This is a genomic window from Branchiibius sp. NY16-3462-2 (assembly GCF_001594145.1).
Lineage (GTDB): Bacteria > Actinomycetota > Actinomycetes > Actinomycetales > Dermatophilaceae > Branchiibius.
This window is the reverse complement of the sequence record NZ_LVCF01000035.1, coordinates 344,185-370,747: the sequence shown is the minus strand read 5'-3', so window position 1 is coordinate 370,747 and position 26,563 is coordinate 344,185. Positions and strand designations below refer to the sequence as shown.

Sequence of the window (26,563 nt, the reverse complement as noted above, 5' to 3'; positions counted from 1 at the left end):
CGGTATACTCGGGGCAGCTTTCGACGCCGGGTGGGAGAGCTTCCGATAGGGAAGCGCCGACGGGGCAACTCTCCCCAGAACCTCTCAGGCACCAGGACCATCCGGAAGAGGCTGCTCTGAAGGTCATGCGCTGACAGAGGGGGAGACGCCGTACGTCTGCGTTCGTCTCGACCCTCAGGACTGTCATGACTGATTTCGTCTCCCGGCACATCGGCCCGTCGTCCTCGGACGTCGAGCGCATGCTCAGCTCGATCGGCCAGCCGTCGCTGGACGCGCTGATCGCGACCGCCATCCCCGGCGGCATCCGCCAGTCGGCTGCGCTGGATGTCGCAGCCGCCGACTCCGAACCGGCCGTCATCGCCGAACTGCGCGCCAAGGCCGAGCAGAACACGGTTCTCACCTCGATGATCGGCCTGGGCTACTACGGCACGCACACTCCGCCGGTGGTCCGGCGCAACATCCTGGAGAACCCGGCCTGGTACACCGCCTACACGCCCTACCAGCCCGAGATCAGCCAGGGCCGCCTCGAGGCGCTGCTGAACTTCCAGACCATGGTCATCGACCTCACCGGTCTTGACGTCGCCGGCTCGTCCCTGCTGGACGAGGCAACCGCCGTCGCCGAGGCGATGACGCTGATGCGCCGCGCGAGCAAGGCCGCCAAGGACGCGGTCCTGCTGGTTGACGAGCAGGTCCTTCCGCAGTCGATCGCCGTGACCCGGACGCGCGCCGTACCGCTGGGCCTGGAGGTCGTCGTCGCCGACCTGCGCTCAGGACAGTCCCTGCGATCGCTGGCTGGCGACCGGGAGGTCTTCGGCGTGGTGGTGCAGTACCCCTCCGCCGATGGCTCCATCACGGACTGGTCAGCGCTGGCCGCGGAAGCCCACGAGACCGGCGCTCTGGTGACCGCCGCGGCCGACCTGCTGGCCCTGACCTTGTTGAAGCCGCCGGGGGAGTGGGGCGCGGACATCGCGGTCGGCACCACCCAGCGGTTCGGGGTGCCGATGGGCTTCGGTGGCCCGCACGCGGGTTACATGTCCGTGCACTCCGGGCTGGAGCGCAACCTGCCCGGCCGCCTGGTCGGGGTGTCTGTCGACGCCGACGGCGCGCCCGCCTACCGCCTGGCTTTGCAGACCCGCGAGCAGCACATCCGCCGCGAGAAGGCGACCTCCAACATCTGCACCGCCCAGGTGCTGCTGGCCGTGATGGCCTCGATGTACGCCGTGTGGCACGGCCCTGCCGGGCTCACCCGGATCGCGCAGCAGGTCCACGACAAGACCCGTGCGCTGGCCGGCGCTCTAACCTCCGCTGGTTATGAGTTGGCATCGGACTCCTTCTTCGACACCGTGACCGTCGTCGCGCCAGGACGTGGCGCCGAACTGGTCGCCGCCGCACTGGCGGTCGGCATCAACATCCACGGCGTCGACGCCGACCGGGTCTCGATCAGCCTGGATGAGACGACCACCGAGTCGGACCTGGCCGATCTGGCTGCTGCGTTCGGTCTCACGGCCGTCCCCGCGCTGGAAGGGGAGGTCGCCTGGCCGGCCGAGCTTCGGCGTACGTCGGAATTTCTCACTCACCCGGTGTTCTCCGCGCACCACAGCGAGACCGCGATGCTGCGCTACCTGCGCACCCTCGCCGACCGCGACTACGCGCTCGACCGCGGGATGATTCCGCTCGGCTCGTGCACCATGAAACTCAACGCAACCACGGAGATGGAATCGATCACCTGGCCGGAGTTTGCGAACCTGCACCCGTTCGCACCGGAGGACCAGACCGTCGGAATCCGTTCGCTGATCAGCGATCTCGAGCAGTGGCTATGTGCGATCACCGGGTACGACGCGGTGTCCCTGCAGCCCAACGCCGGTTCCCAGGGTGAGTTCGCCGGGTTGCTCGCGATCCACGCCTTCCACGAGGCCAACGGCGATCGCGACCGCAACATCTGCCTGATCCCGGCGTCGGCGCACGGCACGAACGCGGCGTCCGCGGTCATGGCCGGGCTCAAGGTCGTCGTGGTGAAGACCGCGCCGACCGGCGAGATCGACATGGACGATCTGAAGACCAAGATCAAGCAGCACGGTGAGAACCTCGCGGCGATCATGGTCACCTACCCCTCGACGCACGGTGTCTTCGAGGACACCATCACCGAGCTGTGCGACCTGGTGCACGAGGCCGGCGGTCAGGTTTACATCGATGGTGCGAACCTGAATGCCCTTGTGGGACTAGCGCAACCGGGCAAGTTCGGCGGCGACGTATCGCACCTGAACCTGCACAAGACGTTCTGCATCCCGCACGGCGGTGGTGGCCCGGGCGTGGGTCCGGTCGCGGTGCGTAGCCACCTCGCGCCGTACCTGCCGGGGACGCCCTTCGAGAAGTCTGAGGTCGGCCCGGTGTCGGCCGCGCCGTTCGGCTCGGCGTCGATCCTGCCGATCTCGTGGGCGTATGTGCGCCTGATGGGTGGTGCGGGTCTGACCCAGGCCACCGAGACGGCCATCCTCAACGCGAACTACATTGCCGCGCGGTTGAATTCGTCCTACCCGGTGCTCTACTCCGGTGACGGCGGCCTGGTCGCGCACGAGTGCATCCTGGATCTGCGCGGGCTCACCAAGGACTCGGGAGTCACTGTCGACGATGTCGCCAAGCGGCTGATCGACTACGGCTTCCACGCGCCGACGATGAGCTTCCCGGTCGCGGGCACGCTGATGGTCGAGCCGACCGAGAGTGAGTCGCTGGAGGAGATCGACCGGTTCTGCGACGCGATGATCGCCATCCGCGGCGAGATCCAGCAGGTCATCGATGGTGCTGTGTCCGCGGAGGATTCGGTGCTGCGGCACGCGCCCCACACTGCCGTGTCGCTGGTGCGTGACTGGGAGCACCCCTACTCGCGTGAGGACGCCGCCTTCCCGGCCGGGGTCGACCCGTTGCGCAAGTACTGGGCACCGGTCCGCCGCATCGACGGTGCGTACGGCGACCGCCACCTGATCTGCTCCTGCCCCTCTCCGGAGGCGTTCGAGCACGTCGGTGACTGAGGTCCAGATCGGTTCGGTGCCGGGTGACTTCGTGTCGCCCGGCACCTCCGCGTCGCCGGCGGTGCTGTTGCTGCACGGTACGGCGAGTGAACGCGACGAGGTAGGTCGCCTCTTCGTTCGGCTGAGTGAGAGTCTCGCTGCCCACGGAATTGCCTCTCTCCGAATCGATTTCGCTGGCTGTGGCGCTAGCTCACGTCCGCAGACGGATTTCACGGTGACCTCGGAGCTTGAGGATGCGGCTGCGGCACTGACCTGGTTGCGCGCGCAGCCGTCGGTCGCGGCAGATCGGGTGGCGGTCCTGGGTATGTCCCAGGGCGGCATGATCGCGTTGCTGCTCGCGGCGAGTGATCCGTCGGTTGCCGGGTTGGTGACCTGGTCCGCCGGTGTGCTGACGCCCTCGGAGTTGTTGGGTGCGTTCCCCGGGCTGCTTGCTGATGGGGCACCGTCTGCCGTCATCGATCTCGGGTATCGCACGTTCGAGTTCTCCCGGCAGTGGCTCGAGGAGTTCCGGGCGATGGACCTCGCTGCGGCAGCAGCGCGACTCACAGCCCCGGTGCTGGCCGTCTGCGGTTCCGCGGACACGGTCGTCCTGCCCGCCGCATCCGCTCGGCTCGTCGAGGGGGTCCCGCACCGGACGTTGGTCGAGATCCCGGATGTCGATCACATCTTCAACGTGTTGTCGCCTTCCTCCGCTGCGAGCCGGTTATTGGCTGTCACCACAGACTGGCTTGTGGCAACGTTGGCGCGGTGACCTCGACCAGCCAGGTTCAGGAGACCGTTGACCTCGCATCGACGTTGCTCGGCGAGCCGCTGGTCCTCGTCGGCGAGCCGCTACCAAGCGGATCACGACATCTGGTGCTGCGACTGCGTCGATCCTCGGCTGACGCCGGAACGGTCGTCGCCAAGCGCCGGCTTGTTTCGGAGCCGTCACCCGAAGTTGCTGCGCTGGAGGCGTTTTCGTCAGTTGGGTCGCCAGTCGCGCCCACGTTAGTGGCGCACTCAGCGGGGCTTCTCGTCATGTCTGACCTCGGTGACCATCCGCATCTCGCCTCCCAGATGCTGACCGGTGATCCGCTACTGACCCGGCGTGCGGTGCTCGCGTGGGTGACCGGATTGGCGCGGTTCCATCGTGCCGGACTCGAGGCGCGGGCCGGGGCACCGGACTCCCTCGCGGACTACATGCCCGGCCTACTCGACGAAGCCGCCGTAGACCTGGTGACGCAAGCGGCCGACCTGGGGATCGACGTACGTCATGGATTTGCTGAGTTGCGTGACGTGACAGACTCATTCGAGACGCCGCTGGAGGTCTTGTCGGCAGGTGACATGTGTCCGGACAACAACCTGTTGACCGACGACGGTGCGTTCTTTCTCGATCTGGAGTTCGCGACCATCCGCCACCTCGCGTGGGACCTGGCCTATCTCCTGGTCCCGTGGCCGTCGTGTTGGTGTGCCTGGCGCCTGCCGCCGGGGTTGGGGTGGTCGGCACTCGAGCGGTGGCGTCAGGTCTTTGAGTGCGACGAGGGCCTGTGGCGCGCCGTACGCAATGACGTCGAGGTGGCGGCCGATGCCTGGCGCTGGTTGTCGATCAGCTGGTTGCTGCCTACTCTCTCGACGGGATGGCCGGAACGGGCAGATCGTCCTGCGCCGCCGGTGCCGGACCGGATCGTGCACTCGTTGGACGCTCTGACTCGGAGTAATGCGTTTCCCCAATGGCGCTCTACCGCAGTTCAATTGGCCGACGCGATCACCGGTCGGTTTCCTGTCGCGCCGCTGCCCGTGGTGGGCTCGCGCAGCTAGCAGCTCTCGGTTCCGCGGAGGCTGTCGGTGGTCGCCCCTAGTGTCTGAAACATGAGTCAGACCGCCCTCGAGAAGGCCCCGGACGCAGCGTCCGACGTGCCTTCGGTAGTGCGCGGTTTCCAGGAGTGGATCGGCGATGTTTTGCTTAATGAGCCGACCTGGGAGATCGTCCGGTGCTTGGAGGATCTCAAGAACACCCTGACGGCCCGCCAGGCGGACGTCACCGTCGCGCTGCACCGGCAGCAGGCTGACGAAGACGTCCGTCGCGGCTTCGTCAATCCGAGCCACACCGATCGGCTGGTTGCCGCCCAACTCGGGCTCGCACGGCGTCGTTCCCCGGTGCAGGCCGGTCGGCTTCTGCGCATCGCCCATCTCACGGTGGCGTCCGAGCCGGTGCGCGAGGCGATGCGGACGGGTGAGTTGAACGAGGAGCAGGCCGGGATCATCCGCCGGGAGACTGATGGCCTCGTACCCGAGGACCGCGACCTGGTGATCGAGCGCGTCTCTGAAACCTTTGGGCGCACGTCGGACCGGCACCTCGCCGACGACGTACGCTCAGCGGCGCACCGGGTCGATCCCGAGCTAGCGGCCCGTCGTGCGGAAGCAGCCCGCGCTGATCGACACGTGAGCCTGCGGGCAGCCCGGGACGGGATGGCGCACCTGTCCGCCTTCCTGCCTGCTGTCGAAGGTCGGGCGTGCTTGGAGGCATTGCGGAAGTCGGCGACCACGGCCAAGCGAGAGCCGCGGCCCGATTGGGAGCCGGTGCGCACGCACCGTCAATGGACGGCCGACCTGCTGGTGCAGCGGATCTCGGGTCGCGATCCATTGACGCAGCCGGTGGATGTCACGGTGAATCTGCTCGTCCCCATCGACGCCCTGACCTCGGGTAAGGAACCGGGCTATCTGCCCGGTTACGGCCCGCTGCCGGCGGGGGAAGTCCGCGAGGTGCTCTCCCAGCATGAGGACGGGATCGACGTACGCCGACTGTTCGTCCACCCGGCCACCGGCCAGTTGGTGGGGATGGAGAGTAGGAGTCGGTTCTTCCGCGGCTTGCTCCGTGAGTTCGTGCGGTGGCGTGATCGGCGATGTCGTACGCCCTGGTGCGGTGCTGCTATTACCGAGATAGATCACATCACCTCCCACGCGAAGGGTGGGCCGACCAGCGCCTCGAATGCCGAGGGGGACTGTCAACACTGCAATCTCGTCAAGGAACACCCAGCGTGGCAGGTGACCGGTACCGCCAGCGAGGTGCTGGTGAGCAGTGGGGGACTCGAAGCGAGTACTCGCCCTCCTGCCGCGTGCCAGCCGTCGCAGACCTGGTCACCGTACGAGCAGTACCTGGTTGATCTGGAGTGGAGCTGGGCCATCCGGCGGGCCGCGGGTGGTGACGACCCGTGATCGGCGCGAGGGGTTGGCGCTATAGGTGCTTGGCCGCTTCCCGGCGGCTGAGCGGGGAAAGGTCGTGCCTGGCCAGATAGGTGCGCACCCACTCGGGATGGGCACGAGCAGCATCACGCAACGCCCAGCCGATCGCTTTGCGGATGAAGAACTCGGGGTCGTCGCGATTGGGCTCGATGACGTCGGCGAGCAGTGTGAGATCGGTGCCGTCACCGCGGTTCAGCTGCGCGATGATGGCTGCGCGTCGGATCCAGAAGTCTTCATCCCGGCTCCACGCCCGCAGAAGGTCAGGCATGTCGGCCGTCCCGGCATCGAGCAGCTCCCGCAGTCGGTGTGCCGCCTCATCGACGTAGTCCCACCATTGCCCGGTTCGGATGAAGTGCTCGACCACTGGCAGCGAATCAACTTGTCCAGCAACGGTTTTGGTCGCGAGAAGGGCAAGGGCCGCGTACCGTTCCTCCCGGTGACTTGCCTCGTCCCACAGTCGTCGCGCTGCGGCGCGGATCGCGACCGGGTCGGTGATGTCGCAGGCAGCCGCTCGCGCGATCCGTCGGGCAGCGGGCACCCGAACCCCGAGATAGGGCATGGCCGACTTCATGTAGCGCTGCTGCCCGGGGGCCAACGAGGGGTCTGCCGCCGCTCGCAATTCGTGGCGGATGTGCTCGACCAGGACCTCGACGGCCGGCACATCGGCGGCGGTCATGTCGACAGCGGCTATCGGCGCGGTGATCTGAAGGTCAGGTCAGGCGTCAGACCCGAATGGTCGCCAGGTAGTCGCCGATCCGGGTCAGCGCTTCGGTGAGGTCTTCGACCGGTGGCAGGGTCACCAACCGGAAGTGGTCCGGATCGGGCCAGTTGAACCCGGTGCCGTGAGTGACCAGGATCTTGGTCTCCCGCAGCAGGTCGATCACGAACTTCTCGTCGTCCGCAATCGGGTAGACCTGCGGGTCCAGGCGCGGGAAGCAGTAGAGCGCCCCCATCGGTTTCACGCACGAAACACCGGGAATGGCGTTCAGCATGTCGTAAGCAACGTTGCGCTGCTCCAACAGCCGCCCACCCGGAAGCAGCAGATCGTTGATCGACTGGTAGCCGCCGAGTGCCGTCTGAATCGCATGTTGCGCAGGGACATTCGCGCACATACGCATGTTGGCCAGCAGCGTCAGACCTTCGAGGAAGTCGGTAGCCCGACGCCGCGGACCGGTGATGGTCACCCAGCCGCTGCGGAAGCCGGCAACCCGGTAGGCCTTCGACAATCCACTGAAGGTCAGGCAGAGCACGTCCTCCCCGGCGAACGCCGCCATGTGATGGTGGACGGCGCCGTCGAACAGGATCTTCTCGTAGATCTCGTCGGCGAAGATGACCAGATCGTGGCGTCGGGCGATGTCAGCCAAGCCCTGGAGGATCTCGGGGGAGTAGACCGCGCCGGTCGGATTGTTCGGGTTGATCACCACCAGCGCGTGGGTGTTCTCGGTGATCTTCGACTCGATGTCGTCCAGATCGGGGTTCCAGCCGTCGGCTTCGTCGCAGCGGTAGTGCACCGGCGTCCCGCCCGCGAGAGCGACAGCGCCGGTCCACAGCGGGTAGTCCGGTGCCGGCACCAGGATCTCGTTGCCGTCGTCGACGAATGCCTGCAGGACCAGCGAGATCATCTCGCTGACGCCGTTGCCGATGAAGACGTCCTCGACGCGCACGTCGGTCAGTCCCTCAGCCTGGTAGAAGTTGGCGACCGCCGTACGGGCCGAGTAGATCCCCCGGGAGTCGCTGTATCCCTGCGCGTTCGGCAAGTGGTGGACCATGTCCTGCAGGATGGTTTCGGGTGCCTCGAACCCGAACGGGGCAGGGTTACCGATGTTCAGCTTCAGGATGCGGTGCCCCTCGGCCTCCAACCGCTCGGCCTCGACGAGAATCGGACCACGCACGTCGTAGCGGACATGCTGGAGCTTCTTGGACTGTCGGATATCGCGGGGCACGGCGGAATTATCGCACCGAGGCAGCTATGCCGCGCTGGCTCCGTCCCGCATCCGGACGCTCGAACCTGCTTCGGAGCGCTGCACCTCAAGCTGGGTGGGGATGCGTTGCCGCAGGTCAGGGACGTGACTGACGATCCCGACGACGCGATCACCGGCCCGCAACTCGTCCAGCACCTGAAGCACCCGGTCCAGTGTGTCCTGGTCCAGCGAACCGAATCCTTCGTCGACCAGCAGGGTTTCCAGCGGGCGCCCACCGGTCTCCGCGAGCACCGCATCTCCCAATCCGAGGGCCAGCGACAGCGATGCCATGAAGGACTCTCCGCCCGAGAGAGTTGCTGTGTCACGGGTCTGCCCGGTCCAGGCGTCCCTGACCACCAGTCCGAGTCCGCTGCGCGCGCCGTGCTTGGCCCGGGCGTCACTGTGCTCGAGGGTGAACCGCCCGTCGCTCATCGCGCTCAGCCGCTCGTTGGCGAACGTGGTCACCGACTCGAGCCGGGCGGCCAGCACGTACGCGGACAGCCGCATCCGCAACTCGTTGTCCTCGCCCGCCCCATTGACCGTGTCGGCGAGCGCCGCGACCGTGGCGAAGTCACGTTCGGCCGCAACGTACGCCGAGTGCACCGTCCCGAGGTCAGCGGACAAGGTTCGGAGCCGGGTGACCGTCGTTTCGAGTCCGGTCGCCGCCGCCCGGTCGTTGTTGGCACGGTCCTCCGCAGAGGCGGCGGCGGTCTGTAACGCGTCGAGATCGTCCGGCGGTGCGGCGCACGCGGCCACGACCGCTGGGAGTTCGAGCACGGCGGTCGTAGCCTGCAGGCGCGCGTCGTAGTCGGCGATACCAGCTTCGAGAGCAGCGAGTTCCTCTGTACTGCAACGAGACTCGTCGTACTCGTCGACCGATACGAAGTGCTGGGTTGCCAAGGCCGCGGCGAGGTCGGCGGCTGCTTCGTCAGCCAGCACCTTGTCAGCGGCCGCCGCGTCCAGCAAGCGCACGACGTCATCAACAGCCGTCATGACAACAGCGTGTCCGTCGGCGTCGCTACCGCAGGGGCAGGCGTCGGCGTGCTGCCGCCGGCCGGTATCGATGGCGTGTGAGACCTCGGCGATCTCGGTGTCGGTGTCGGCGATGCGGGCTCGCACGGTGACGACTTCGGCGGTCGCGGCAGACAGTTCGGCGGTCAGCAGGTCAGCGGTCTGCGCCAGATCGGCCAGTTGGTCAGCGGCCTGTCTCACGCGTTCGACCTCGTCGGCGGCAGCGTGCTGTGCTGTCCCCACCGTCGAGGTCAACTCGTCGATGAGGTGCGGGGCCAGCGGCGACGCGGCCGACCAGAGCGAACCCGCGGCCGACACGACCTTCGCCGGCAACCACAAGCTGACCGCACCCCACTCGGGCAGGTCGTCGTGCGCGGTCGCCCATTGCGCCTCCAGGGTGCTCAACCGGGCGCGTGCGGCGGCCAGGGCCTGATCGGCGGTCGCCGCGTCGGCCGCCGCGCGATCCGCCACCGCTGCGGCCGCCGAGACGTCGTCAGCGGTCACTGCGTCAGCGGTCGCAGCTGCAGGGCAGGGGTGCTGCGCCGATCCGCAGACCGGGCAGGGAACTCCGGTCTCGAGCTCGGCTCCGAGTTCCGCGGCGATGCCAGCCAGCCGGTCAGCACGCAACCGATCGAGGTCGGTCCGGGCACCAGCGCTGGCTGCTTGCGCAACCGCGGCGGCACGCACCGCCGATTCGCACGACGCGCGTTCGCTTGCGACCGCGGTGGCAACGGCGGACAGTTTGCTCAGCACACCCATCGTGGCGGTGATCGAGTTCCACTGAGCCGTAACGGCTTCCGATTCAGCCGTCACGTCGCGCAACGCAGTCTGCGCGGTCAACGTCTCGGTCTGCCGTGCCTGGAGTGAAGACACCCGCGCGGCAGCGGCGGTCTCGTCACCGCGCAACTGCTCCCGGCGTTCAGTCGCCCGCTGCAACGATGCAGCCAACTGGGGCAGGCCGACCAGGGGCTGACCGCCGTCGGTCAGCGCGATCGTCAACCGCGGCCACCAGGTGTCCGAGTCACCCCGCAGTGCCGGGGGAAGCGACGCGACGGCCGCCTCGAAGGCGGCCCGGGACGTATCGCGGCGCCCGGAGCGAAGGCGGTGTGCAGCGGCGAACGGATCGATCTGTTGTGCGCGACGGGCCGCGGCCACCCGCGCGCGTCGGGAAATCTGCGACGGTGCGGCAGCCAGCAACGCTTCACGTTCTGTCTCCGCTGCCTGCGCCTCGGCCCGTCGCACCGCACGCTGTTGCGCATCCACGAAGGCCTGCCGCGCCGTGACCGCGGCATCAGCCGCTGTCTGGGCGTGCGCCATCGCCTCGGTAGCGCTCTGCTCCAACTGCTCCAGGAGGGCGGCCAGGGCCGACGGAAGAGACAGTGCCGATGGAAAAGACAGCGCCGATGGAAGAGACAGTGCCGACGAAAGATCGGTGTCCGGCAGCGGTTCCTCGCAGCCGCTCGCCACGAGCACCTCGTCGATCCGGTCGCGGCAACGGGCGACCGCGACGGCCGTTTCGTCGCGCCGGGTGCGAGCGACCGACCGACGCTCGGTCAGCCAGGTCTCCACCCCGCGGAACCGGTCGATGGCGAACAGTCGCTCCAGCAGGACGCCGCGGTCATCGGGTTTGGCACGTAAGAACGCGGCGAACTCTCCCTGCGGCAACAGGATGAGTTGGACGAATTGCTGCAGGTCCAGACCGAGGGTGCGCTTGATGAACTCACCGGTCTCCTGCTCTTTGACGGCCTGCTCCTGCCAGTGACCGGCGCGCAATTCCTCCAGGAGCACCGTGGAGCGTCGCGTCGTGGTCTGACCCTTGCGACCGACGACATCGTAACTGGCGGTGCGGGTGATCCGCAGCCGGCGGCCCGCCACGGAGAACTCCATGCTGACCGTGGGCTGCTGACCCGGTGCGTGATCGCTGGCGACCTTGACCGCTGCCGTCGAAACCCGTTGGCGCGGAATGCTGCCGAACAGGGCGAAGCACATCGCATCCAGCAGGCTCGACTTGCCGGCCCCCGTGCGGCCGTGGATCAGGAACAGGCCCGCTGCACCGACCGCGTCGAAGTCGATGTCCTGGGTCTGGGCGAACGGGCCGAACGCAGACAGGGACAGGTGATGGATCTTCATGCGCTGCGCACCTCCTCGTCAGGGTGCTCCTCGCGCTCCTCGCGCGCAGCCGCGTTGAGGGCCGAACGCAGCAGCGCCGACTCCTCGTCAGTTGCGCCGGTTCCCCCGCGCACATGCTCCAGGAACCCACAGCACACTTCGAACTCGCTGCGGCCGCGGACCTTTTCGGCATACCCGCGACGCGACGACATGTCCGCTGTCCCGGAGGCGAACTGGAGACTGAGCGTGTGCGGGAAGCGCCGGCGGACCTGGTCCATGGCGCCCAGGGGTCGCGTCGGGTCAGTCAGGGTGACCTCGCACCAGGCGCCCTCGGCGTACGTGAAAGAGGATGACGACAACAGGTCCGCCAACTCGCCGCGCACCCGGACGACCGGGCGCTCGACCGGAGCGGGCACGGTCTCACGGGTGAGAACACCGTCGGCGATCGTGACCAGTTCGGTCCCCTTGACCTGGTCGGCCTCGCTGAACGACATGGCCACCGGCGACCCGCAATAGACCACGGAGTCGGTCACCGTCTGCGGTCGGTGCAGGTGGCCGAGGGCGGCGTAGTCGAAGCGGTCGAAGACGGCGGCGGGCACGGCCGCCAACCCGCCGACGCTGATGTCCCGCTCCGAGTCGCTGGAGGTGGCCCCGGTGACGAACGTATGCGCCATGGCCACCGTCGGTCCGTCGCAGGAGGGCAGGTCGGTCAGGGCAGCGCGCAGGACCGCCGCGTGGGTGCGTTCGGCGGCGCCCAGGGAGTCTGCGACTCCCGCCGGGTCCAGGTAGGGCACCGGCACCACGAAGCCGTCGCCCACCGGGATCGGCCGGCCCACCGAGGACACCTGGGAGCGGATGTGCAGGCCCGCGGTCTCCAGCATCCGGGCGCCGAATCCGAGGCGCACCGCGGAGTCGTGGTTGCCGCTGGTGACGATGATCGTGGCCCCCGTGGAGAGCAACCGGCTCAACGCGTCGTCGAGCAGCGCCACCGTCTCCGGCGAGGGGATGGCCCGGTCGTAGATGTCGCCGGACACCAGCACCGCATCCACCCGCTCGGACCGCGCGAGCGAGACCAGATGATCCAGATACAGCTCATGCGCAGCCCGCAGTCCGGCCCCGTGGAACGAGCGTCCCAGGTGCCAGTCGGAGGTGTGCAAGAACCGCATGGCTGCACCATAAGCGGGACCTCTGACAGCCTCGGCCAGGCGCGCCTAGGCTGTGCCCATGGGTGACGAGGTCGCAGGCACCGGATTCACACGCGAGGACCGTCAGCGGTACCGCGAGAAGGTGCGGCAGGACCTCGATGTCTTCGAGCGGATGCTGCGCACGCACGCCTTCCCGGCCGAGAAGCGGCTCACCGGGATGGAGATCGAACTCAACCTGGTGGGCGCCGATATGCAGCCGGCGATGAAGAACGCCAGCATCCTGGAAGCCATCGCCGATCCGGACTTCCAGACCGAACTGGGCCAGTACAACATCGAACTCAACGTGCCACCCCGGGCGCTGCCCGGCGACGCGCCGCTGCAGCTGGAGAACGAGTTGCGCGCCAGCCTGAACGAGGCCGAGCGCCGCGCCCGCGAACTCGACGTGCGGATTTGCGCGATAGGGATCCTGCCCACGTTGATGCCCGAGCACTTCGACGCCGAATGGATGAGCGCCAACAACCGTTATCAGGCGTTGAACGAGTCGATCGTGAACGCCCGCGGTGAGGACATCTTCATCGATATCCAGGGCATGACAGGGGAGCGATTGGCAACGTACGCCGATACCATCGCTCCCGAATCCGCCTGCACCTCAGTGCAATTGCACCTCCAGGTCGAACCGATGCAGTTCGCCGACTACTGGAACGCCGCCCAAGCGGTAGCGGGTCTGCAACTGGCGATGGGTGCCAACTCGCCGTACTTCTACGGGCGGCGCCTGTGGGCCGAGACCCGCGTCGAACTCTTCGCCCAGGCCACCGACACCCGGGCTGTCGAGTTGAAGAACCAGGGTGTTCGGCCGCGGGTGTGGTTCGGGGAGCGCTGGATCACCAGCATCTTCGACCTGTTCGAGGAGAACGTGCGCTACTTCCCCGCGCTGTTGCCGGAGTGCTCCGAGGAGGATCCGGTCGCCGTACTCGAAGCCGGTAGCGCCCCCGCGCTTCCGGAGTTGCGCCTGCACAACGGCACCATCTACCGCTGGAACCGGCCGATCTACGACGTGGTCGGCGGCCAGCCGCACCTGCGCGTCGAGAACCGGGTCCTGCCCGCGGGGCCGAGCATCGTTGACACGCTTGCGAACTCAGCCTTCTACTTCGGGCTGATGGACCGCCTGACGGCAGACGAGCGGCCGGTATGGACGCGGATGAGTTTCGCCGCGGCGTACGCCAACTTCACCGAGTGCGCGCGGCGGGGGATCGAAGCCGAGGTCTACTGGCCGGGCTACGGCACCGTGAACGCCGTCGAGTTGGTGCAACGGCACCTGGTGCCCCTGGCGTACGACGGCCTGGCCCACCGCGGCGTCGCCCACGACGTCGCGGCGCGCTACCTGGGCATCATCGAGGAGCGTTGCCGCCGCGAGGTCAACGGTGCCTCCTGGCAGGTCGCCTGCGTGGAGGAGCTGGAGCGCAAAGGTGCCGATCGGCGTACGGCGCTGGCAGGGATGCTGGAACGCTACCTGGAGCACATGGGCGACAACGCGCCCGTGCACACCTGGTAGGCCTCACTTGCGCTCGCGGCGGTTCCATATCTCGATGCTCGGGTACTGGTGGTAGTAACCCAGGATCGAGACCGCGCCCGCGTCCAGGCGCAACTGCCCGGCGAACCGGGGGTTCTTCTGCAGGAAGGTCGCCGCGAAAATGCGCAGGGAGTGGCCGTGCGCGACCAGCGCGACGTTGGACTCCTCCAGCAGCGGCAGCACCTGGTTGACCACGTGACTGACCCGGGCCGAGACGTCCTCGACGGTCTCGCCGGGGGTGTCGCCAGGCACGACGCCGTTGGTGAAGATCTCCCAGTCCGGGTTACCGATCTTCTCGCGGATCTGGTCGGTCGTCAGGCCCTCGTAACCGCCGTAGTCCCATTCGCGCAGGTCCTCGTCGATCTCGTAGTCCTTGAAGCCGGCGAGTTCGGCGGTCTGCCGGGCACGCAGGAGGGGAGAGACGAACACGTGACCGATGTCCAGGTGCTTGATCAGTTCACCGGCCCGCCGTGCGCCCTCCTCGCCCTCGGGCAACAACGGCAGATCGGTGACACCGGTGTGCTGACCGGTGAGCGACCACTTGGTCTCTCCGTGTCGGATGAGGACGATGTAGTTGTCCGGGAAGTGCTTGCGGTCGGTCTGCTGGGTCACCCTCTCTACGCTAGTGGAATGACCAACCACCGCAGCGTGAGCATCACCCGTACTGCCGCCGGCCACTTCACCGCCACCAACGCCCGCGGGGGCACCTTGGACTTCGGTGACGCCAGTGACGACCTGTTCAGCCCGGTCGAACTGCTGCTGACCGCGATCGCCGGGTGCAGCGCGATCGACGTCGACATCTTCACCACCCGCCGCGCCGAGCCGACCGGGTTCGACGTGGTCGCCGAGGGCGACAAGCTGCGGGACGAGCAGGGCAACCACATGGGTCCCATCGACGTCACCTTCACCGTGCGCTTCCCCGAGGGCGAAGCGGGCGACGCGGCGCGCGCGGAGCTGCCGGACGCCGTACGTCGATCGCATGAGCGCCTCTGCACCGTGAGCCGGACCGTGGTGCTGCCGACCGAGGTCACGATGCACATTGACTGAGGTGCACATTGACTGAGTACGTCGTCCTGCTGCGGGCCGTGAACGTCGCCCCGCGCTGGGTGAAGATGGCGCGCCTGCGAGAAGTGTTGCAGGACAACGGCTTTGACGTTGAGACCTACATCCAGAGCGGTAACCTGCTGATCGGAACCCGCAAGCGCAGCGTCACCGCGGTGCGGTCGTCGCTGCAGGACGTCATCGAGCAGGAGTTCGGCTTCGAGGTGCCGTGCATCGTGCGGACACCGGCGCAGTTGCGCGAGACCCTCGACTGGGTGGACGGGTTGAAGTCTCCGTTGCCGGACGCGATCCGGCAGTACGTGACGTTCTTCGCCGATCCCATCCCGCACGAGAAGGTGGTCGAACTCGACGCGTGGGACGTCGATGGCGAACGGTTGCACGCCCGGGCCGGTGAGGTCGCCTGGTGGCTGGCGAAATCGACCCACGAAGCCAAGATCAGCAACGCTCGGTTGGAGCGCGGCGGTCACGTGGCAACGACGCGGGATCTGAAAGTCGTTCGCACTCTCGTGGATCGGTGGGCAAGCTAGGGCAGATGGAACTGCTCTGGACCGGGATCGCACCGAAGGACGTCCCTGCGTGGACCGATCTGACCAACGAGTTGGCCCACTTCGACGACACCGACGAGTTCTACGACGAGGAGGATCTCGCCGAGGAACTCGATGAGGACGGCGTCGACCCGGCGAACGACCTCATGGCGGTGTGGGAAGGCGACCAGCTCGTTGCCTACGGCCAGGTCCGGGTGCGCGGGGTCGACAACCAGGGTTTCGCCGCCGCGATGCTGAGTGGCGGGGTGCGCCCCTCCCACCGGGGCCGGGGTATCGGCCGGCAGTTGATGGAACGCGAGGAACAACGCGGGCTGGCGCTGGCAGCGCAGCGCCATCCGGGAGTCGAGATCCGGCTGAAGGCCGACGGGCTGACTGAGGGCAGCAGCGTCCGGGGCCTGCTGGAGCACCGCGGGTACCAACCCGTGCGGTACTTCACCCAGATGCAGATAGCTGACCTGGCGGCCGCGTCGATCCCGGAAGACGACGACACCGTCCCGTTGGACGTGGCCGATGCCGACCTCGTCGAGGAACTGCGCACCGCGCACGCCGAGGCGTTCGCCGACCACTGGGGCTCGTCCGCGCCGACCGTTGCACAGTGGGCCGACGTGATGACGGCGCGGTCGCTGCGTCCCGAGCAGTCCGCGCTGGTCATGGACGGCGACACGGTGCTGGCCTACGCAATCAGTGAGAACTGGGTCGAGGGGGAGCTCTACCTCAGCCGGATCGGCACGCGCCCCGGCGCCCGCGGCCGGGGATTGGCCCGACGTGCCCTCCTTGGTGCGCTTCGCCGTGGCCAGCAGGCCGGTTACCGCAACGCCGACCTGCACGTGGATTCGCAGAACCCGACGGGCGCACTCGGCCTCTACGAGAGCGCGGGATTCATCCCACGCCGGGTCTTCGCGGCATATGCGAAAGATGTTCCAGCCAATACCGTGGGGTGATGGCCCGCTACTTCGATGTGCACCCGCAGGATCCGCAACCACGCAGTGTCCGGCAGGTCGTGGACATCCTGCGCGAGGGCGGTCTGATCGCCTACCCCACCGACTCGTGCTTCGCGCTCGGCGCGATGCTGGGAAACGCCGACGCCAAGGACCGGATCGTGCGCATCCGACACCTGGATGACAAGCACCACTTCACGATCGTCTGCCACGACTTCAGCCAGCTGGGCCAGTTGGTGCAACTGGACAACGCCACCTTCCGCGCGATCAAGGCAGCGACCCCGGGCAGTTACACGTTCATCGTGCCGGCGACCGCCGAGGTGCCGCGGCGGTTGTTGCAGCCCAAGAAGCGCACCGTGGGGGTGCGGATCGTCGACCACCCGGTAGCGTGCGCCATCCTCGAAGAACTGGGTGAACCGATGCTGTCCAGCACTCTGCTGATGCCGGGTGAGGAGGAGCCGATGGTCGACGGGTGGGCGATCAAGGAGGCACTGGACCATCAGATCGACGCGGTCATCGACTCCGGCGAATGCGGCACCGAGCCGACGACCGTGGTGGACTTCTCGGCCGGCTACCCGCAGGTCACCAGGGTCGGCGCCGGTGACCCGTCCCGGTTCGAGTGAGCTTGGACCTGCTGGATCACCCGCCCGCCGACGGTGGCTGGACCCGCATTGATCCGTGGTCGCCCGGCCTCTACGCGGTGATCGCGATGACCGGGCACGCCTTCGTCAGTGCGCCGCCCTCGTGGAGCGACGACGCGTTGACCGCGTTGGGCGTCGACGGTTTCGGGGGAGCGCACGACCCTCGCGTGCTGGCAGCCCTGGCGGGCTCGGACGGATGGATCGACGTACTGGACCAGATGCTGATCGCCGACCCGCTCGACGAACCTCCCACGCTGACCCAGCGGCACGATCTGGATGACCATGCCCGCGTACGGCGTGCGCGTGAGTTGCGCTCGGACGTCAGGGTTTTCGGCGATCGGCAGAGCGTTCTTGCGCTCGGGCGTGGCATCGCCGGCTATCTCGAAGCGGCATTCGAGGTGGACCCGGCACTGCGGGGCCAGGGGTTGGGCCGCAGCCTCCTGCTGGAAGCCCGGCGGCTGTCCGACGAGCCGGTTGTGGTGGCGGTCTCGCCGGGGAACGTCGCGAGCACTCGCGCGGCACTGGCCGCGGGCTACCGTCCGGCGGGTGCGGTGCAGCTGTACCGGCCTATGGTCGGAACATGACCAGAGCACTCGTTGTCACTGAACACGGCGACCGGTCCGTCCTGGCGGTCCGCGACGTGGAGATCCCAGCACCCGCTGCTGACCAGGTACAGGTCCGGGTAACAGCCGCCGGGGTGAACTTCATCGACGTCTACAAACGCCAGGGCGTCTACCCGCAGAACACCCCATTCACCCTCGGCGAAGAGGGCGCCGGTGTCGTCGAACAGGTCGGCTCCGCGGTCACCGACGTCTCGGTAGGGGATCGCGTCGCCTGGGGACAGGCTCCCGGCAGTGCCGCGGAGTTGGTGAATCTGCCTGCAGCACTGGTGGTTCCGGTGCCCGAAGGTCTGGACCTGGAGGTCGCGGCGGCGGCGATGCTGCAGGGGATGACCGCGCACTACCTGGTGAACTCGACGTGGCCGGTGCAGGAGGGTCAGGTGGCCCTGGTGCATGCCGCGGCCGGTGGGGTCGGGCAGTTGCTGGTCCAACTGATCACCGCGAAGAAGGCCACAGTCGTCGCTACTGCGGGTACGCCGGAGAAGCTGGAGATCGCCCGCGGGCTCGGCGCGCAGCACGCCATCGACTACACCGGGCTCTCGAGCGACGACCTTGCGGCCGCGGTGCGGGAGGCGGCCGGACGAGGCGTCGACGTGGCCTACGACGGCGTCGGCAAGGCGACCTTCGACGCGTCGCTCAAGTCGCTGCGGCCCCGGGGGATGGGCGTGCTCTTCGGTGGCGCGAGCGGGCAGGTGCCGCCGTTCGACCTGCAGCGTCTGAACCAGCTCGGCTCGCTGTTCGTCACCCGCCCGTCGCTGGGTGCCTATCTGCAGACCCGCGAGGAACTGCTGTGGCGGGCCGAGGACATCCTGGGTGGGTTGGCCGACGGATCGCTGAAGCTGGAGATCGGTGGCCGGTACCCGCTTGCCGATGCCGCAGATGCCTACGAAGCACTGGAAGGCCGGCAGACGACGGGCAAGCTGATCCTGACGATCTAGGTTTTCCACAGGCGCTGGGTTGGACTCGGCGAGGTGGCGTCGAACGCTCGTACGGTGACGGGCATGTTCCGAATCGCAGGAAATGCCGCCATCGCCGTCTCGTTGATCACCGGTCTCGCAGCGTGCTCGACAACGAGCACCGCCCAGCCGCACAGCTCGGCCCTGCCGAGCACCACGACCGCCGCGACGAAACCATCCACGACATCGACGGGAAGCCAGCCGACGGTGAGCGGGACCGCCTGGACCCGCCAGGACATCGAGCCTGCAACCGAATTCACCATCGTCGGCTCGACCGTCTTCTTCCTGGGGATCCAGGGCAACCAGCTGTACGCGTTCGGTCTGGACCTGAAGACCGGCAAGAACCGATTCCGCATCGGTGCCTCGCCGTCGGGTGCCACGCAGGGGGTCGCCGTCGCCTACGGCACCCTGGGTGACACGGTCGCCTTCTACGGGGAGAACGAGGACCTCAAGGGCTCCGCGCCGATGTGGTTGGTCAATCTGAAGACCGGCAAGCAGACCAAGACCAACAAGACGTTGTGGAAGTCGACCCCGGTGGCGTGCGATCACGACCATGCGTTCTGCGGCCGGACCGAAGACACCACGTGGCGAGCGGATCTGCGAACCGGTGAGCTGACCAGTTTCACGCTGCCACCCGGCCGCACGCTGGGCGACGGGCTGTCCGACCCATTGCAACGGGATCCGGAGATGCTCACCTACACCAAGGACGACGTGCAGCAGTGGTCGCTGCCGCTACAGACCATGGCACCCGGAGCCAGCACCGACCGCGGCTGGTCGACCTGGTCCGATGACCGCACTCGCATGGTCGGCATCGACCTGTACCAGGGCGAACAGAAGGCCGGGGCGTGGCAGTTCGATCTCGGCGCCACCCGGACCCTGGGTATCGAGCAGGCTTCGGGTCACGTCGCGTGGACCGGGCGCGGCCAGTTGACCGACTGCGGCGCATCCCATCCCGGCGAACAGCGCGCGCTCGTGCGCTGCGCTGTGCGGGGGACCGAGACGATTACCGGTGACGGTTCGGCCGCCAAGCAGGTCTACCACGGGCTCGACCTGACCATCCAGGGGTTCAATCCCGCGACGGGTGCAACCACGTGGCAGGTCCCGCTCGGGGGTGATGCGGACAATCTGGCCGACGACAAGGCGATTCCGACCGATGCGCGGGGGCGGTGGATCTATTCGACCGGCCACGGCTATGTGGCGGTCGACCCGGTCACCGGTGCCCACGACACCACCGTTGGCGACCAGAACTGGTGCGAATTCCGCACCCGGATCGTCATCCGTCCGGAGATGACCGCACAGGATCTGAAGCGAGTCGGCGCCCAGACGGCGCCGTGCGACCGGGCCGGTCGCCGTAGCCCACAAGCGCCCCGGACGATCAACCCCACGATCACCCCCGTCCACCAGGGCCTCGTGGTGACGGCGGGTCAGACCTCGGTGTCCGCGCTCCGGGTCTCACCCAGGTGATCACGCAGGAAGCTGGCGGTCAGGTCCAGCACGTGGCGGCCGGCGACGGTGTCGTAGCGCACCTCGTACTCATGTCCGAGGCCTTCGCCGGTTGCCTCGTGAATGTCGGTGACGGTCTGAACCCCGTTGCGGTGCAACGCGTCTCGCAGCTCGATCACCTGGGCCGTCATGGGGTCGGCGTCGCCCCCGGTGAGCAGGGTCGGCGGCCAGTCAGGTGTCACCCACTTCACTGCGGACAGTTCGTCCAGCCGCGCGAGGGAGTGCCAGTCGCGCCGACCGGTGTAGGCAGGCAGGAACACCTTCAGAAACGGGAAGCCGGTCTGGGCCAAGGTGTCCATGTTGGAGGGGCCGCAGTAGAGAACGGCTCCCCGGACGGTCAGATCCGCCGGAGTGGTGCCCATCCGCTGTGCGAGTTGCGGGTTGGTCTGCATCCCGACCAGTTGCGCGGCCAGTCCGCTGCCGGCAGAGTCGCCTCCCAACACGACCCGCTGGGGGTCGATGCCCAGCGCGGCGGCGTTCGCCGCGACGTACGTCAGCAGGGTGTGGCCTTGCAGGACTGCCGTCGGGTACGCCGATTCCGGGCTGAGCGCGTAGTCTGCCGAAATCACCACGCACCCAGTTGCCTCCGCGAGACCGGTCGCCAGACAGCACGCGGCGCTCTTCTCCCCGGCCACGAAGCCGCCGCCGTGCCACCAGATCAGCACCGGCAACGGATCCGGGCGACCGATCGGCCGGTAGATGTCGATCGCGAACGGCGATTCGCCACCCGGGATGGCGACATCGTGAGTGATGAACAGCCGCGCCTGCTTCGCCGCCACGTCGGCCAGGCTGTGCTGGTGCCGCGCAGCCAGCGGCCGGATGAGACGTAACGCCGGACGCCAGCGCTGATAGGTCGGTGCTGTCACACTGGAAAGTGTGAACGACGCCACCGAAGAGCCCGTCCGCACCCTCATCCCGGTCCCGGCCCATGAACGTCCGCGCCGGACGCGGCGCACTGCGCGCGTGCTCCTGCTCGACGAGCAGAACCGGGTGCTGCTGTTCACCGACACCGACCCCGGGATGGCCGACTCCCGGTGGTGGATCACTCCCGGCGGCGGGATCGAGGAGGGCGAATCCGAGCGGGTGGCCGCGATCCGGGAGGTCTGCGAGGAGACCGGTCTGCAGTTGAGTGACGAGCAACTGTTGGGTCCGGTGATGGTGCGCCACGTGGTCCACGGCTACACCGACGTGGTCATCGATCAACACGACACCTTCTTCTTCGCCCGTGTTCCCGCGTTCGAGATCTCGACCGCGGGACATACCGAGGAAGAGCGGATCACGATGGTTTCCTGGTCGTGGTGGAGTGCCCAGGAATTACGCCGCACCGCCGAAATCGTCTGGCCCATAGGTTTGCTCGACTTGCTGGACGAGGTCGCGCGATTCGATCCGGCAGGTGACCGATCGACGTACCCGATCGATTACGGATCAGTGGAGGAGTCCACCGTCCCGGGTGTGCTCTAGCCGACGACGCCGTGTCAGGGTTGGGCCATGGTCACCACGGAGCGCACCTTCCGCGTCAACGTCCCGGTCGAGCGCGCCCGGGCCTACCTGCGCGACTTCGCCAACGCGATCGACTGGGACCCCGGCACGGTATCGTGCGTGCAGCAGGACGACGGTCCGATTGCGCAGGGCACCAAGTGGGACAACGTCTCCGAGGTGTTCGGCCGCAAGACCGACCTGACCTACGAACTGACCCGGGACGATCCGCAGCGGATCATCTTTAAGGGCACCAATAAGACCGCCACCTCGATCGATGACATCACCCTCACCGAGATTGGCGACGGTGCCCTCGATCTGCGTTACCGCTCGGAGGTCACCTTCAACGGCATCGCGAAGGTGGCCAGCCCGTTCCTGAAGGTTGCGTTCACGAAGATTGCCGCGGAGATGGAACGGGACATGCCCGGCATCATCGAGCAGAAGGCGTAACCAGGCTGGCGAGGGCGGCCTCGAGTCGGCGCGCTCTGGTCTCCGGCTTCTTGGCCTCGGCGACGGTCCTGGCCAGTTCCTTCTGCCGGGACATCGACAGCGCGTCGAAGGCCGCACGCGCCGCCGGATCCTGATCCAACGCGGCCGCCAGTTCGGGCGGCAGCTCCACGGTTCGCGGTGCGTCGTCCGGGCTGAGGGTCACCTCGACGTGCTGCCCCACCTGCACCTGGAGCTGCTCGCGCGCCGCTTTGCTGAGACCCACCAGGTTTTCCCCGCCCATCCGCGCCACACGACCGGCGAAGGAGCGATCACCGATCGTGACGGTCACGGGGAAGACCTTCTTGCTGCTCAGGCCAGCGACCTGATCGTCGGTGAGGACGATCGCCGCGGCCGGGCCGCGGGCGACCAGTTCGGTGCTCAGCTTCAGGGACGACATGACCCGATCATGCCTGGTGCGCCGACTCTGTGACAGGTTCGCGGGAGTAGTGCCCGGCCAGCCAGGAACACATCATCAACTGGATCTGGTGGAAGATCATCAGCGGCAGCACGATCAGCCCGACCGTCCCGGCCGAGAACAACACTGCCGCCATCGGCAGACCACTGGCGAGCGACTTCTTCGTGCCGCAGAACTGGATGGCGATCATGTCCGCGCGGTTGAACCCCAGCCGCTGCGCCGACCAGCGGGTCAACCACAACATGAACAGCACGAGCAGCACCGACAAGACCACCAGCACGATGATCTGCCAGACGGCGACCTTGCTCCAGATCCCTTCGCGAACACCCTCGCTGAACGCCGAGTAGACCACCAGCAGGATCGAGGTGCGGTCGACGTACTTCAACCACGCCGCGTTCTTCTTCACCCAGCGACCGATCAGCGGTCGGGCCAGCATCCCGAGGACGAACGGCAGCAGCAACTGCACGACGATGTCGACGACCGCACTGCCGGTGATCGTGATGTCACCATCGACGCCCATCAACCCCGCGGCCACCATCACCACCACCAGCAGCGGGGTGAGGAACACCCCGAGCAGGTTGGATGCCGACGCGCTGACGATCGCGCCGGCGACGTTGCCCCGAGCGATCGAGGTGAAGGCAATCGAGGACTGCACCGTGGAGGGCACCAGCGTCAGATAGAGCACGCCGGTGTAGAGCGGTGCGGACAGCAGCCAGGGCGACAGGGCCCGCAGCGCCACCCCGACGATGGGAAAGACGACGAACGTGAAGGACAGGATCAGCAGGTGCAGCCGCCAGTGCGCCAGGCCGTCCAGAGCTTCGCGCGGGTGCAGCCGGGCGCCGTACAGGAAGAACAACAGACCGATCGCGACGGCGACGATCTTGTCCAGGGTGGGCGCGAACGAATCGCTTGCCGGGAAGATTGAGGCGACCACGACGGCCAGCAGAATGGACAGGACGAAGCCGTCGATACCGATCCGTTTGAGCCACCCCACGGTCGGCTAGCCTACGCAGCGTGACATCTGAGGCGACAGCGGACGTATACGACCGGCTCGGCGAGGCGCTGGACTCCAGCTCTCTGACGTGGCGCACGTACGGCGGTCGGCCGGCCTTCAGCGGACCGGCGAGGACCGTGCGCTGTTTCCGCGACAACGCCATCGTGAAGGAGTTGCTGAACTCTCCCGGTGATGGTCTTGTGCTGGTCGTCGACGGCGGCGGCTCGATCGAGAGCGCCCTGTGCGGGGACCTCATCGCCAAGGCGGCGGCCGACAACGGCTGGGCCGGTGTGGTGATCAACGGCGCCGTCCGCGACACCCAGGTGCTGGCGACGCTGCCCATCGGCATCGTCGCCCTGGGCTCCAACCCGCGTAAGTCCGCGAAGGACGGTGCGGGGGAGATCGACGTACCCGTCACTTTCGGGGGCGCCACCTTCACCCCGGGCGCGACCGTGTGGGCCGACCCGGACGGCGTCCTGGTCGAGCGTCGCTAGCCGGCTGGCTTGGCCTGGCAGTTCCCGAGACTGTCCATTGCCTTCACCACGCGGCTGTACGCCGTGGGGTTCTGCGTCGGCGACGTGGTGTGGATGATGTGCCGCGCGGGGATGTCCACGTGCGTCGGCTGGTAGGTGGCGCTCTGTGACCAGCCCGTCGCGGTCCTCGTGAAGGTCACGGTCGGGATCACCCCGTCCGCGTTGGCGTCGGTCAGGATCGAGGCCTGGCCCTGGCCCTGATTGGACAGGAAGTTGCCCATTCCGTAGAAGACATACTTGCCGTTGAGGGTGGAGCAGGGCTGGATGACGTGCGCGTGCGCGCCATAGATCGCATCGACGTACGGCGAGGCGAGCAACTGTTTCGCGTACGTCGTCTGATCGCTGGTGGGGGCCTGCTGATACTCCTTGCCCCAGTGCATGCTGATCACCACGATGTCCGCGCCGTCTTCTTTGGCCTTCTTAGCTTCAGCGAGAATCCCCTTCACACCTTCCGCAGGCCACGACGCGTCGGCCAGCCACGGAGCACTCGAGGGCACCTCGGGGCTCGGGCCCGCCTTGTTGATCACGCTGTAGGCATAGGCGAACTGGGCAACCTTCACCTCGCCCACCTGGTAGGTCGCCGGCTCACCCGCGCCGCTGGCGGTCGGGGTCGCGCCAGCAACTTTCAGGCCGGCCTTTTTCAACGTGGTCGGGGTCTGCTGCACTCCGGCCAGTTGCATATCCCAGGTGTGGTTGCTGGCGAAGGAGCAGCCGTCGAAGCCGGCCTTCTTCTCGGCGGTCGCGATCTCCCGCGGCGCGTTGTAGACCAGCCCGGTGTGCTCGAGGTTGGCGTCGTTGGCCGAGATCGGGGTCTCCTGCTGGCAGATGGTCACGTCCGCCTTGCTGAGAGCAGCCTTGACCGGCGCGAACATCGGGTCGAAGTCATAGCCGGCCTTTCCGTTCTGCTTGGCGAAAGCGGCCGCGTTGCGGCGGACCGGACCGTGGATCAGGATGTCGCCGGATGCCGCGACCGTCACGGTGGTCCCGGTGGCGACCTGGGAACTGGGGCTGGCGCTGGATCCCTTGGTCGAGGATGCCTTGACCGACGGAGCGACTGCGGCCGGCGGTCTCCCGGAGTCGTTGGAGCACGCGCCCAGGGCGACGACACCGCTCAAGCACGCGGCGACGGGTAGCAGACGGCGCATGGCCGCACTGTACCCAGCGACCTACCCGGTTCGACGCAGCAACACCAGAACTTCGTGATGTTGCGTCTGCGGGAACATCGCGAACGCGCGGGCGGCAACGGGCTGCATCGACGGCATCGCGGCCAGGTCGCGGGCCAGGGAGGTCGCATTGCAACTGGAGTACAGGACGTGTGGCGTGCCCGATTCCTCGATCCGGGTGGCCAACGTGCCGATGCCGCGCCGGGGCGGGTTGACGATGAGCAGGTCCGGGTGGTCGCTGTGGAGTTCGCGCTCGGCGTCGGCTGCTTCGAAGACGCACTGCGTGCCGGGCAGATCGAGCGCGCCGGCTGCGCGCTGGGCGGAGGCTACCGCGGCCGACGAGATCTCGATCCCGTGCAGCACCGCCGGGTGGCAGGCGATGGCGACGTGCAGACCGAAACCACCGACCCCGCAGAACAGATCCCACACGGTGTGCGGAGTCAACGCCGAAACCCATTGCTGAGCTTGCTGATAGAGCATCGTGGCGACGGTTGTGTTCGTCTGGAAGAAGGCCTGCGGACCGAGGAAAAGGGTCAGGCCGGGCAGTCGCATCGGCAGCTGGTCCTCCTGCGTGAGGACCAGTTCCTGGCTGCCTTCCACCGCTGCGCGATGCTCCGGCAGCAGGTTGACCGACACCACCCGGGTCTGCGGGAGCCGGGCGAGCAGGTCCGGTAGTGCGCGTTCCAGTTTGGCCAGCTGACCGGTCGAGCGCAGCACGAACCGGATCATCAATTCGCCATCGGGGGAGTGGGTCACCAGCAGGTGTTTGAGTTCCCCGGTGCGGTTCGGCACGTCGTACGGCGTGAGGCCGGTCTGTGCCACGAAATCGGCCAGGTGCGGCAGGGCTGCGTGCAATCCCGGCTCGTAGAGACCGCAGTTGCGTAAGTCCACGCCGCGACCGGCCGTGTCGAGAATCCCGAGGGTGGGTGCTCCGCGCCGGCCGCCGACGACCAGCTTCGCCTTGTTCCTGAAGTGCGACTCCGGCCCTGCGGCCGGCGGCGACCACCTGTCGGAAGGGACGGTCGGCAGCGCCGCGCGGACGTGACGGTCAAGGTCAGCCAGCTGCTCGGCGTACGGGAGGCCCATCAGCTCACAACTGCGGCAGCGGTGTTCGTCGAAGTAGCCGCACTGCATGTCCCGACTGTAGGCGGTTCACAGGATCGCTTCTCCGGGGACAGGTCGCA

General features: G+C 67.5%; 25 protein-coding genes and 1 riboswitch. Of the genes, 15 read left to right on the top strand and 10 right to left on the bottom strand.

Annotated elements, in window-relative coordinates:
• Nucleotides 1-21 precede the first annotated feature (21 nt).
• Nucleotides 22-110, top strand: a riboswitch (glycine riboswitch).
• Nucleotides 111-185: 75 nt separating this feature from the next.
• From gcvP to AZH51_RS11165, 4 genes are read left to right on the top strand one after another with little or no spacing between them, the layout of a single operon-like run.
• Nucleotides 186-3,026 carry an aminomethyl-transferring glycine dehydrogenase gene (gene gcvP / locus AZH51_RS11180; protein WP_291524235.1) on the top strand — a complete coding sequence of 947 codons (2,841 nt, stop codon included), beginning with the start codon at nt 186-188 and terminating at the stop codon, nt 3,024-3,026.
• Entirely contained in the window at nt 3,019-3,777 is a 759-nt protein-coding gene (locus tag AZH51_RS11175) for an alpha/beta hydrolase family protein (protein ID WP_367188043.1), read from the top strand. The genes gcvP and AZH51_RS11175 overlap by 8 nt, the downstream gene beginning before the upstream one ends.
• Nucleotides 3,774-4,823 (top strand): phosphotransferase, encoded by a 1,050-nt coding sequence (locus AZH51_RS11170; RefSeq protein WP_291524233.1) that lies wholly within the window; start codon nt 3,774-3,776, stop codon nt 4,821-4,823. Before AZH51_RS11175 ends, AZH51_RS11170 begins: the two co-directional genes overlap by 4 nt.
• 51 nt (nt 4,824-4,874) lie before the next feature.
• The gene (locus tag AZH51_RS11165) at nt 4,875-6,221 is read left to right on the top strand and encodes an HNH endonuclease signature motif containing protein (RefSeq protein WP_291524231.1); all 1,347 of its coding nucleotides are present in this window, start codon (nt 4,875-4,877) and stop codon (nt 6,219-6,221) included.
• A gap of 19 nt (nt 6,222-6,240) precedes the next feature.
• Here the strand turns inward: AZH51_RS11165 and AZH51_RS11160 are convergent, their stop codons facing one another.
• The 4 genes from AZH51_RS11160 to AZH51_RS11145 are packed head-to-tail and all read right to left on the bottom strand — an operon-like array spanning nt 6,241 to nt 12,495.
• Nucleotides 6,241-6,924 carry a DNA alkylation repair protein gene (locus AZH51_RS11160; protein ID WP_291524229.1) on the bottom strand — a complete coding sequence of 228 codons (684 nt, stop codon included), beginning with the start codon at nt 6,922-6,924 and terminating at the stop codon, nt 6,241-6,243.
• A gap of 46 nt (nt 6,925-6,970) precedes the next feature.
• The gene (locus tag AZH51_RS11155) at nt 6,971-8,191 is read right to left on the bottom strand and encodes a pyridoxal phosphate-dependent aminotransferase (RefSeq protein ID WP_291524227.1); all 1,221 of its coding nucleotides are present in this window, start codon (nt 8,189-8,191) and stop codon (nt 6,971-6,973) included.
• Nucleotides 8,192-8,215: 24 nt separating this feature from the next.
• A complete protein-coding gene (locus AZH51_RS11150; RefSeq protein ID WP_291524225.1) occupies nt 8,216-11,350 on the bottom strand; it encodes an SMC family ATPase in 3,135 nt (1,044 codons plus the stop codon).
• The gene (locus tag AZH51_RS11145; protein ID WP_291524223.1) at nt 11,347-12,495 is read right to left on the bottom strand and encodes an exonuclease SbcCD subunit D; all 1,149 of its coding nucleotides are present in this window, start codon (nt 12,493-12,495) and stop codon (nt 11,347-11,349) included. The genes AZH51_RS11150 and AZH51_RS11145 overlap by 4 nt, the downstream gene beginning before the upstream one ends.
• Before the next feature lie 58 nt (nt 12,496-12,553).
• Here AZH51_RS11145 and AZH51_RS11140 point away from each other — a divergent pair, with 58 nt between their 5' ends.
• Nucleotides 12,554-14,026 (top strand): glutamate--cysteine ligase, encoded by a 1,473-nt coding sequence (locus AZH51_RS11140; protein ID WP_291524221.1) that lies wholly within the window; start codon nt 12,554-12,556, stop codon nt 14,024-14,026.
• A 3-nt stretch (nt 14,027-14,029) separates the two neighbouring features.
• Here the strand turns inward: AZH51_RS11140 and AZH51_RS11135 are convergent, their stop codons facing one another.
• Nucleotides 14,030-14,656: a histidine phosphatase family protein gene (locus AZH51_RS11135; protein WP_291524219.1), complete on the bottom strand. Its 627-nt coding sequence runs from the start codon at nt 14,654-14,656 to the stop codon at nt 14,030-14,032.
• An 18-nt stretch (nt 14,657-14,674) separates the two neighbouring features.
• On the opposite strand from AZH51_RS11135, the gene AZH51_RS11130 reads away from it, so the two are divergent.
• The 7 genes from AZH51_RS11130 (at nt 14,675) to AZH51_RS11100 (ending at nt 20,270) form a co-directional block, all read left to right on the top strand.
• A complete protein-coding gene (locus tag AZH51_RS11130; RefSeq protein WP_291524217.1) occupies nt 14,675-15,091 on the top strand; it encodes an OsmC family protein in 417 nt (138 codons plus the stop codon).
• Between the two features lie 8 nt (nt 15,092-15,099).
• Nucleotides 15,100-15,633, top strand: a complete 534-nt coding sequence (locus AZH51_RS11125; RefSeq protein ID WP_291524215.1) for a DUF1697 domain-containing protein — start codon at nt 15,100-15,102, stop codon at nt 15,631-15,633.
• 5 nt (nt 15,634-15,638) lie between these two features.
• Nucleotides 15,639-16,592, top strand: a complete 954-nt coding sequence (locus AZH51_RS11120) for a GNAT family N-acetyltransferase (protein ID WP_291524213.1) — start codon at nt 15,639-15,641, stop codon at nt 16,590-16,592.
• Nucleotides 16,592-17,212 (top strand): L-threonylcarbamoyladenylate synthase, encoded by a 621-nt coding sequence (locus tag AZH51_RS11115; protein ID WP_291524211.1) that lies wholly within the window; start codon nt 16,592-16,594, stop codon nt 17,210-17,212. Before AZH51_RS11120 ends, AZH51_RS11115 begins: the two co-directional genes overlap by 1 nt.
• A 2-nt stretch (nt 17,213-17,214) precedes the next feature.
• The gene (locus tag AZH51_RS11110) at nt 17,215-17,814 is read left to right on the top strand and encodes an N-acetyltransferase (protein ID WP_291524209.1); all 600 of its coding nucleotides are present in this window, start codon (nt 17,215-17,217) and stop codon (nt 17,812-17,814) included.
• Complete coding sequence (locus AZH51_RS11105; RefSeq protein ID WP_291524207.1) at nt 17,811-18,788, top strand: quinone oxidoreductase; 978 nt, start codon at nt 17,811-17,813, stop codon at nt 18,786-18,788. The genes AZH51_RS11110 and AZH51_RS11105 overlap by 4 nt, the downstream gene beginning before the upstream one ends.
• A gap of 63 nt (nt 18,789-18,851) precedes the next feature.
• Nucleotides 18,852-20,270 (top strand): hypothetical protein, encoded by a 1,419-nt coding sequence (locus AZH51_RS11100; RefSeq protein WP_291524205.1) that lies wholly within the window; start codon nt 18,852-18,854, stop codon nt 20,268-20,270.
• On the opposite strand, the gene AZH51_RS11095 is transcribed toward AZH51_RS11100, so the two are convergent.
• On the bottom strand, nt 20,231-21,175 hold the full coding sequence (locus AZH51_RS11095) for an alpha/beta hydrolase (RefSeq protein WP_291524203.1): 945 nt from the start codon (nt 21,173-21,175) through the stop codon (nt 20,231-20,233). The genes AZH51_RS11100 and AZH51_RS11095 overlap by 40 nt on opposite strands.
• Nucleotides 21,176-21,185: 10 nt before the next feature.
• Here AZH51_RS11095 and AZH51_RS11090 point away from each other — a divergent pair, with 10 nt between their 5' ends.
• Together AZH51_RS11090 and AZH51_RS11085 are read left to right on the top strand one after the other, a co-directional pair.
• The gene (locus AZH51_RS11090; protein WP_291524201.1) at nt 21,186-21,770 is read left to right on the top strand and encodes an NUDIX domain-containing protein; all 585 of its coding nucleotides are present in this window, start codon (nt 21,186-21,188) and stop codon (nt 21,768-21,770) included.
• A 27-nt stretch (nt 21,771-21,797) separates the two neighbouring features.
• A complete protein-coding gene (locus tag AZH51_RS11085) occupies nt 21,798-22,235 on the top strand; it encodes an SRPBCC family protein (protein ID WP_291524199.1) in 438 nt (145 codons plus the stop codon).
• Here AZH51_RS11085 and AZH51_RS11080 read toward each other — a convergent pair.
• Nucleotides 22,216-22,671 carry a YdeI/OmpD-associated family protein gene (locus tag AZH51_RS11080; RefSeq protein WP_291524198.1) on the bottom strand — a complete coding sequence of 152 codons (456 nt, stop codon included), beginning with the start codon at nt 22,669-22,671 and terminating at the stop codon, nt 22,216-22,218. The genes AZH51_RS11085 and AZH51_RS11080 overlap by 20 nt on opposite strands.
• Before the next feature lie 7 nt (nt 22,672-22,678).
• Nucleotides 22,679-23,683, bottom strand: coding sequence for a bile acid:sodium symporter family protein (locus tag AZH51_RS11075; protein ID WP_291524196.1), 1,005 nt, complete (start codon nt 23,681-23,683; stop codon nt 22,679-22,681).
• Nucleotides 23,684-23,703: 20 nt separating this feature from the next.
• Between AZH51_RS11075 and rraA the strand changes: the two genes are divergently transcribed.
• Nucleotides 23,704-24,177, top strand: coding sequence for a ribonuclease E activity regulator RraA (gene rraA, locus AZH51_RS11070; protein WP_291524194.1), 474 nt, complete (start codon nt 23,704-23,706; stop codon nt 24,175-24,177).
• Here the strand turns inward: rraA and AZH51_RS11065 are convergent.
• Nucleotides 24,174-25,361, bottom strand: coding sequence for a CapA family protein (locus AZH51_RS11065; protein ID WP_291524191.1), 1,188 nt, complete (start codon nt 25,359-25,361; stop codon nt 24,174-24,176). The genes rraA and AZH51_RS11065 overlap by 4 nt on opposite strands.
• 21 nt (nt 25,362-25,382) lie before the next feature.
• Nucleotides 25,383-26,513 (bottom strand): methyltransferase domain-containing protein, encoded by a 1,131-nt coding sequence (locus tag AZH51_RS11060; RefSeq protein WP_291524189.1) that lies wholly within the window; start codon nt 26,511-26,513, stop codon nt 25,383-25,385.
• Nucleotides 26,514-26,563: the final 50 nt, after the last annotated feature.

Bases quoted from the DNA above. Each gene is read 5' to 3' on its own strand.
- gcvP (WP_291524235.1), top strand. From the start codon at position 186: ATGACTGATTTCGTCTCCCGGCACATCGGCCCGTCGTCCTCGGACGTC.
- AZH51_RS11165 (WP_291524231.1), top strand. From the start codon at position 4,875: ATGAGTCAGACCGCCCTCGAGAAGGCCCCGGACGCAGCGTCCGACGTG.
- AZH51_RS11160 (WP_291524229.1), bottom strand. From the start codon at position 6,924: ATGACCGCCGCCGATGTGCCGGCCGTCGAGGTCCTGGTCGAGCACATC.
- AZH51_RS11150 (WP_291524225.1), bottom strand. From the start codon at position 11,350: ATGAAGATCCATCACCTGTCCCTGTCTGCGTTCGGCCCGTTCGCCCAG.
- AZH51_RS11145 (WP_291524223.1), bottom strand. From the start codon at position 12,495: ATGCGGTTCTTGCACACCTCCGACTGGCACCTGGGACGCTCGTTCCAC.
- AZH51_RS11140 (WP_291524221.1), top strand. From the start codon at position 12,554: ATGGGTGACGAGGTCGCAGGCACCGGATTCACACGCGAGGACCGTCAG.
- AZH51_RS11130 (WP_291524217.1), top strand. From the start codon at position 14,675: ATGACCAACCACCGCAGCGTGAGCATCACCCGTACTGCCGCCGGCCAC.
- AZH51_RS11120 (WP_291524213.1), top strand. From the start codon at position 15,639: ATGGAACTGCTCTGGACCGGGATCGCACCGAAGGACGTCCCTGCGTGG.
- AZH51_RS11115 (WP_291524211.1), top strand. From the start codon at position 16,592: ATGGCCCGCTACTTCGATGTGCACCCGCAGGATCCGCAACCACGCAGT.
- AZH51_RS11105 (WP_291524207.1), top strand. From the start codon at position 17,811: ATGACCAGAGCACTCGTTGTCACTGAACACGGCGACCGGTCCGTCCTG.
- AZH51_RS11100 (WP_291524205.1), top strand. From the start codon at position 18,852: ATGTTCCGAATCGCAGGAAATGCCGCCATCGCCGTCTCGTTGATCACC.
- AZH51_RS11085 (WP_291524199.1), top strand. From the start codon at position 21,798: ATGGTCACCACGGAGCGCACCTTCCGCGTCAACGTCCCGGTCGAGCGC.
- AZH51_RS11080 (WP_291524198.1), bottom strand. From the start codon at position 22,671: ATGTCGTCCCTGAAGCTGAGCACCGAACTGGTCGCCCGCGGCCCGGCC.
- AZH51_RS11065 (WP_291524191.1), bottom strand. From the start codon at position 25,361: ATGCGCCGTCTGCTACCCGTCGCCGCGTGCTTGAGCGGTGTCGTCGCC.
- AZH51_RS11060 (WP_291524189.1), bottom strand. From the start codon at position 26,513: ATGCAGTGCGGCTACTTCGACGAACACCGCTGCCGCAGTTGTGAGCTG.